This is a genomic window from Desulfobacula sp. (assembly GCF_014237455.1).
In the GTDB taxonomy this organism is placed as follows: Bacteria; Desulfobacterota; Desulfobacteria; order Desulfobacterales; family Desulfobacteraceae; genus Desulfobacula.
This window is the reverse complement of the sequence record NZ_JABZFL010000052.1, coordinates 1-6,566: the sequence shown is the minus strand read 5'-3', so window position 1 is coordinate 6,566 and position 6,566 is coordinate 1. Positions and strand designations below refer to the sequence as shown.

6 protein-coding genes are annotated in these 6,566 nt (G+C 40.4%); 3 read left to right on the top strand and 3 right to left on the bottom strand.

Annotation, left to right across the window (positions count from 1 at the left end; genetic code table 11):
* Nucleotides 1-421 precede the first annotated feature (421 nt).
* Nucleotides 422-1,108: a 16S rRNA (guanine(527)-N(7))-methyltransferase RsmG gene (gene rsmG / locus HGJ91_RS08145; protein WP_291347225.1), complete on the bottom strand. Its 687-nt coding sequence runs from the start codon at nt 1,106-1,108 to the stop codon at nt 422-424.
* Nucleotides 1,109-1,303: 195 nt separating this feature from the next.
* Here rsmG and fusA point away from each other — a divergent pair, with 195 nt between their 5' ends.
* Together fusA and HGJ91_RS08135 are read left to right on the top strand one after the other, a co-directional pair.
* Entirely contained in the window at nt 1,304-3,385 is a 2,082-nt protein-coding gene (fusA, locus tag HGJ91_RS08140) for an elongation factor G (protein ID WP_291347224.1), read from the top strand.
* A 25-nt stretch (nt 3,386-3,410) separates the two neighbouring features.
* Nucleotides 3,411-4,106 carry a hypothetical protein gene (locus HGJ91_RS08135; protein WP_291347223.1) on the top strand — a complete coding sequence of 232 codons (696 nt, stop codon included), beginning with the start codon at nt 3,411-3,413 and terminating at the stop codon, nt 4,104-4,106.
* Nucleotides 4,107-4,631: 525 nt separating this feature from the next.
* On the opposite strand, the gene HGJ91_RS08130 is transcribed toward HGJ91_RS08135, so the two are convergent.
* Entirely contained in the window at nt 4,632-5,210 is a 579-nt protein-coding gene (locus tag HGJ91_RS08130) for an AAA family ATPase (protein WP_291347222.1), read from the bottom strand.
* Nucleotides 5,207-5,449 (bottom strand): hypothetical protein, encoded by a 243-nt coding sequence (locus HGJ91_RS08125; protein ID WP_291347221.1) that lies wholly within the window; start codon nt 5,447-5,449, stop codon nt 5,207-5,209. The genes HGJ91_RS08130 and HGJ91_RS08125 overlap by 4 nt, the downstream gene beginning before the upstream one ends.
* 236 nt (nt 5,450-5,685) lie before the next feature.
* On the opposite strand from HGJ91_RS08125, the gene HGJ91_RS08120 reads away from it, so the two are divergent.
* Nucleotides 5,686-6,566: PAS domain-containing protein (locus HGJ91_RS08120; RefSeq protein ID WP_291347220.1), on the top strand; the 881-nt coding region annotated here is incomplete at its 3' end.

The following is a 6,566-nucleotide window of genomic DNA, read 5'->3' as shown; positions in this document are numbered from 1 at the left end:
GCTTCTTATTTGCTACTTTGGATCTGTCTGCCATGTTGTAAGCCTCCTTTGATGTTAAAGTTGGCTTATCATCTCATGCCCTGAATCCAATTTGAAGATGCGGTTCCTTGAGCGCTTACGTTAAATCAAATATTTTATTTGGAGAATCATCATTTTGATAGACAGTAAATAACCCAAATATCATTGAAGGAACCCCACCAGCTTCTATTGATGCTGCTATCCAGTCATGCTTGCTAAAAAGAATTATCACCCATGCTGGAACGCCTAATATGTAAATTAACCATCAAGCGATTTTTAACTGCCTTTTGGTTTTTTGGTTTTTCCCTTCTGCAAGAGCAAAAAAGATTTTATTTAAAAGGTAAAAACCTCCTCCCCAAGCCTGTAAAATTATATCCATATCGTTTCTGTGATTTTTATAATGCTAACGCTTCAAATCAGCCTCGCGGTTAGCAGACAGTTTGATCATATATCGATCTGATTTTTCAAAAGGTAATTGATAATGGTCGGTTTTTAAATCAAAATCTTTTAAAATAGCGGGGGTAATCTCTTTTCTTCCATGCTTTCCTTTCATGGCATAGATAGTCCCCTTCTTATTTAAAAGAGGGACCGCTAATTCAACAAAACCTGAAAGTTCAGTAAAGGCGCGGGATATAACCGCATCAAATTTGTTTTCATAGGCTTTATTTTCATGAAGATCTTCAACCCTTGAATGCAAGGCCTCGATATTTTCCAGATGCAGCATCCGTATCACATGTTTTAAAAAATTGACTTTTTTCCGGGAGGAATCAATCAGAACAACGTTTAAAGACGGTCTCATGATTTTAATGGGAATCCCCGGGAAGCCTCCCCCTGATCCCATATCCATAAGACATTTTTCATTTCCCAAAAAAGGAACCGCAGCAATGGAATCGATAAAATGTTTTTCTGCTATTTTCAAAGGGTCTTTAATGGCGGTAAGGTTTATCTTTTTATTCCATGCCGCAAGCTCTTTTGCATGAAGGGTCATCAATTCCGCCTGATGATCGGAAACCTTGATGCCCAGATTATTTGAACCATTCTTTAAATAATTTTCAAATTCCCGGATGGATTGTTCTGATAAAAGAGTCACAATTTATAATTTTTACTTGACATATTAACAGTTTAAATATAATATATTCGATTTCATAAGCTAAGTTTAACTTCGGGTTCACATTAACAAAATCACAATAATTTAGCAATATTAAAATATAGGAAAGCCTTTGACAACAATTGCATCCTAAAATTGTTTGACAAGTAAATTTTATATTCAAAGGATGATTTTAAAATGATCAGAGATTTAAAAAAAGTAAGAAATATTGGAATCAGTGCCCATATTGATTCCGGTAAGACCACACTGACCGAAAGAATTTTATTTTACACTGACAGAATCCATAAAATCAATGAAGTCAGGGGTAAAGACGGTACCGGCGCCATCATGGATTCCATGGAACTTGAGAGAGAAAGAGGCATTACCATTGCATCGGCGGCCACCTATTGTGAATGGGACAAGCATAACATCAACATTATCGACACACCGGGCCATGTTGACTTTACGGTTGAAGTTGAACGCTCTTTAAGGGTTCTGGACGGGGTGGTACTGATTCTTTGCTCTGTATCCGGAGTCCAGTCACAATCCATTACCGTAGACCAGCAGATGAAACGGTATAAAGTTCCCTGTATTGCCTATGTTAACAAATGTGACAGATCCGGTGCAAATCCTGTCAAGGTGAGCGGGCAGCTAAGGGATAAACTGGGACATAATTCCATCATGCTGCAGCTTCCCATAGGACTTGAAGATAAACATGAAGGCATTATTGATCTTGTTTCCATGAAAGCCAATTATTTTGAAGGGGAAAATGGTGAGAATGTTGTCATTAAAGACATCCCTGCTGAAATGATGGAAGACGCTGAAATGGCCCGGGAAGAAATGATTGATGCGGTTTCTCTTTTCTCAGAGGACCTTACCGATGCCATTCTGGAAGAAAAAGAAATCACAGAAGAATTAATCATGCAGGCGGTTCGAACCGGAACGATTGAAAGACAGATGACCCCTGTTTTTCTTGGGTCTGCCTATAAGAACAAGGCAGTTCAACCCCTGATGGATGCAGTTATCAACTATCTTCCCTCCCCCCTTGACATCGAAAATGAAGCCATTGATCTTGATAACAATGAAGAAGCCGTTATTCTTGAAAGTAATTTTGATAAACCGACCGTGGCCTTGGCCTTTAAACTGGAAGACGGCCAGTATGGCCAGTTGACTTATATCAGGGTCTATCAAGGATGTATTTATAAAGGCGATACATTGATTAATTCCAGAGACGGCAAAAAAATGAAAGCCGGCCGTCTGATCCGAATGCATTCTGCACAAACGGAGGAAGTCGAGGCCATTCCGGCCGGTCACATTGGTGCCATGTTCGGGGTTGACTGTGCCTCGGGTGATACCTTTGTATCTCCACAAATCAATTATGCCATGCTTTCCATGCATATCATGGAACCAGTGATCTCTCTTTCCATTGTACCCAAGGATAATAAAGCCCAGATCAACATGTCCAAGGCATTAAATCGGTTTACCAAGGAAGATCCGACGTTTAGAACTTATATGGATCATGAAACCGGTGATACCATTATCCAGGGGATGGGTGAGCTCCACCTTGAAGTATATGTTGAGAGAATGAAAAGAGAATATGATGCAGAAGTTGAAACCGGACAGCCAAGGGTTGCATACAGGGAAACCATTACCAGAAAGGCTCTTTTTAACTATACTCACAAAAAACAGACTGGCGGCGCAGGACAATTTGGTCGCGTGGCTGGATTTATTGAACCCTGTGAAGAAGAATTTGAATTTACAAATAAGATTACAGGCGGCAGGATCCCCACCCAATATATCCCGGCCTGTGAAAAGGGATTTCAAGGGTGCATGAATAAAGGCCCCAAGCTCGAGTTCCCTGTTACCGGCATTAAAGTCACCATTGATGATGGTGCCTTCCACGCGGTTGATTCTTCTGAAATGGCATTTCAATCAGCAGCAAGAGGCGCCTTTCTTGAAGCATATGTCAAAGCAAAACCTGTCATCAAAGAGCCCATTATGAAGGTTGTTATTGAAACACCCAATGAATTCCAGGGCGGCTGCATGGGCCTGATTAATCAGAGGAGAGGCATTATTCAAGGCTCCCAGGAAGAGGGTGTCATGTCTGTCATTGAATCCCAGGTGCCATTATCTGATATGTTTGGCTTTTCTACCGTGCTCAGATCTGCCACACAGGGAAAAGCACAGTTTACAATGGAGTTTTCAACATACAAAAAGGTACCGCAGTCCATTGCAGAAGAAATTGCCAGGAAAAAACAGGAAGAAAAAAATAATAATTAAGACCTTTATAGTAAAGGGAGGAAATATGTTAAAAAAAGATCTCATTCTTAAAAGCCCGGTTGCAAAAACCATTGGGATTGAAAATATAAAAGATGGTAAATTCGGTGCAGTCATTTCAAGGGCTGGTGTTGGAAAAACAAGTTTTCTTGTTCAGGTCGCATTGACGCGATTATTAAATGATGAAAAAATTCTCCATGTCAGCCTTGATGACCCCATGGAAAAAATTAATTTAAGATATCATGAAGGATACACAAATCTTACTGACCATATCGGGTATATTGATCCCCAGAAAGCTGTCCGGCTATGGGAAGACATCAAACCCAATAAAGTCGGGATCAGTTATAATGAATCCACCTTTGATACGGCAAAGATCAGGGATTATCTTAAAAGCTTTAAAAAGGCCGGCCTTACACTGCCGTCCGTCATGATCATTGACGGATTGAATTTTGACAAGGATATTTCAACCGTTCTTGAAGCGCTTGAAAATCTGAACCAGGAATTTTCCATTGTCATATGGTTTTCCATGAAGAACCACAGGGAGGAAGACTTGTGTGAAAACGGATTTCCCATCCAGCTTGAAACTTATAAAGACAGATTTGACAAAGCCATTTTACTTCAGCCTGTAAAAAATAAAATAGAGGCAATTATTTTAAAAGACGGGGACAGAACCGATCAAAAATTCAGGCTGAACCCCTCCACGATGATGATTATTGAAGAATAAATAAACCACTTTTAATTATCCAATCCCCAAAAGCCGTAAGTCTAACCCTATGACTTACGGCTTTTTTTATTTGCCTTCCCTTCCACTAATAACAGGAAATATTCAGTCAATGTGCAAAAAAAGTTGGTAAAATGAGTTTGATGTACGAAGAATTAGATTTTCGACCGACGCCTATCGGAGACTTGATGTTGCGGCGCCGCCGTTGTTGATTGGAATTTTCTGCTTTTAGGTGATGAGGCCATTATTCTGACCGTGGCATGATCCCAAACGTCTTTTATTATCAAAAGCACATAGACGTTTATTATTTTTTCACAAGATTATACTGACCATTTTTTAATAACGGATTTGCTGCGCTCATCCGTAGTGGGTTTTTTTAAGGCATGGGCAGGAGAGCTTGAATAATACAGAAAGGGGAAGCAGGCTTTCCCTACTTCCCCCCGGTGCATTATTCAATGCTACCTGCTTCCGGCTATCCCTTGTCAGGTTTCCTCCCCAGGATATCCTGACTCCGTTTCACCGAAACTGTTATTTCATAGACAAATCTTCGGTGGTTTTGATTTTTAATATCATGTCTGCATCCACCGTTTTTTTATCGCAAAACATGGCATAGGTAAGAGCTTCTTCACAGATATTGCCGATCAGTCTTGGAAAACCATATGAATATTCCCGTATGGCCGCCAAAGCATCATCACTGAATATGGGTGCTGAACATCCGGCCCATTTAAGGCGGGACAAGATATAGTCGCTGGTGGCTTTTTCCGATAATCCCGTCATGTGGTAGCGCATCCGAATCCTTTGATTTAGCGGCTCCATAACAGCATAATCCATCATGCGTTTTAAATCCGATTGTCCCGATAAAATTAGCAAGAAAGGATCAAAGGAATCCATCTTGAAGTTGGTCAGCAGCCTGATTTCTTCAAGAGGCCCCTGTTTAAGCAGATGGGCTTCATCAATGACGAGGACCACTGTCTGTCCCCGTTGTTCCCTGCAATCCAGCAGTTCTTTCTGGATTTGCTGGTAATTTACACTTTTTGTAAATCGATTTTGCAATCCCAATAACGCATTGATGTGCCGAAGAATATCGCTTCGGTTAAGGGTGCTCAAAGGCGTATAAATGATTTTAAAAAGATTTCCATTGAGGGTGTGTCGGCAAAACGTCTGGTTGCGATTGTTTTACCCACTCCGGGATCCCCTGTCAGTAACATGATACCGCCCCTGCGCTTCATGTATTCAAGTCGAGCAAGGGTCTCCTTGAGCACTGGCGTATCAATGACATCAGCGGTCTTAATTTCCTTATCAAAAGGGTATTGTTTAAAGCCGAACCAGGCCAGGAGATCTTTCATTTTTGCACCTTTCCGCTGGCATAGGAGATGGTGGTTTGGGATTGATGGGGCTTGAAAGTCCTTGCATTTTGCCGCTTGTCAACAAATTCTCTGTTACTTTAAAACTGGAGCAAAAATGCCCTTGCTATTTTATGGCAATCTGTTCTATAGAAAATTCATTAACGAATTTAATTGAAATTAAATCAGCCTGTACGTAATGATTATCATTTAGGCTGATTTTTAAAACGGGATTTAACATGACGCGTGACAACCGGTTAAGCAAAGACATATCAATGAACTTTTCCGATCAGAATTCCAACAAATCAATAATTCCTGAAAGAGACGATCTCAACTGGAACCAACTCATTTTGGGCATGAAAAAGACAACCAAGGAATTTATCGAAAATGTCCTGGAAAACATCATAGAGTCCATCGTGATAACGGATTTGGACGGATACCTGGTCTATTTCAATAAATACTCGGAACAGATGTTTGAATTTAAGTCTCAGGAAGTGCTCAACCAGCACATCGCCATACTGGGGGGGAAAAACCAGAACGTCCTCCACCGCATTCGGGAAGGAAAAATTTTTAACGATGAAATCACCCTTAAGACAAAATCCGGCAGACACTTTCCCGCCCATGTAAGGAATATTCCCCTAAGGGATGACCAGGACAGGCCCATCGCCATGGTCGGTGTGGCAAGGGACCTGACCAGAGAAAAGGAAAAACAGCGGATTGATAACAAAATGGCGCGTTTGAAAGAGTTTAACGAGAATCTTATTGAATCCCTGAACGACGGGATTCAAATAATAAACTTTGAAGGCAATATTGAGTTTGTAAATAAACAATTGGCCAATGTTTTAGGGTATGAACCCGATGACTTGGTAGGAAAACACTATACAAAAATTGTAACAATTGAAGACCAGCCAATATTTCAAAATTTAATCGATTCACCGACAGATTCCAAAGTAAAAGCTACTTTTGAAACCAGCTTTATTTCCAAATCCGGTAAAAAAATTCCTTTTTTTGTCGGGAGCTCACCTCTAAAAGGAAGACGGGTGTCGGGCATTGTAAATGCAGTAACGGATATCTCTGAAATTCAGAAATTAAAAGAAGAGTTGTTTCAGTCTGAAAAAAT

Coding starts and splice junctions, on each gene's coding strand:
- HGJ91_RS08125 (WP_291347221.1), bottom strand. CDS start 5,449: ATGAAAGATCTCCTGGCCTGGTTCGGCTTTAAACAATACCCTTTTGAT.
- fusA (WP_291347224.1), top strand. CDS start 1,304: ATGATCAGAGATTTAAAAAAAGTAAGAAATATTGGAATCAGTGCCCAT.
- HGJ91_RS08135 (WP_291347223.1), top strand. CDS start 3,411: ATGTTAAAAAAAGATCTCATTCTTAAAAGCCCGGTTGCAAAAACCATT.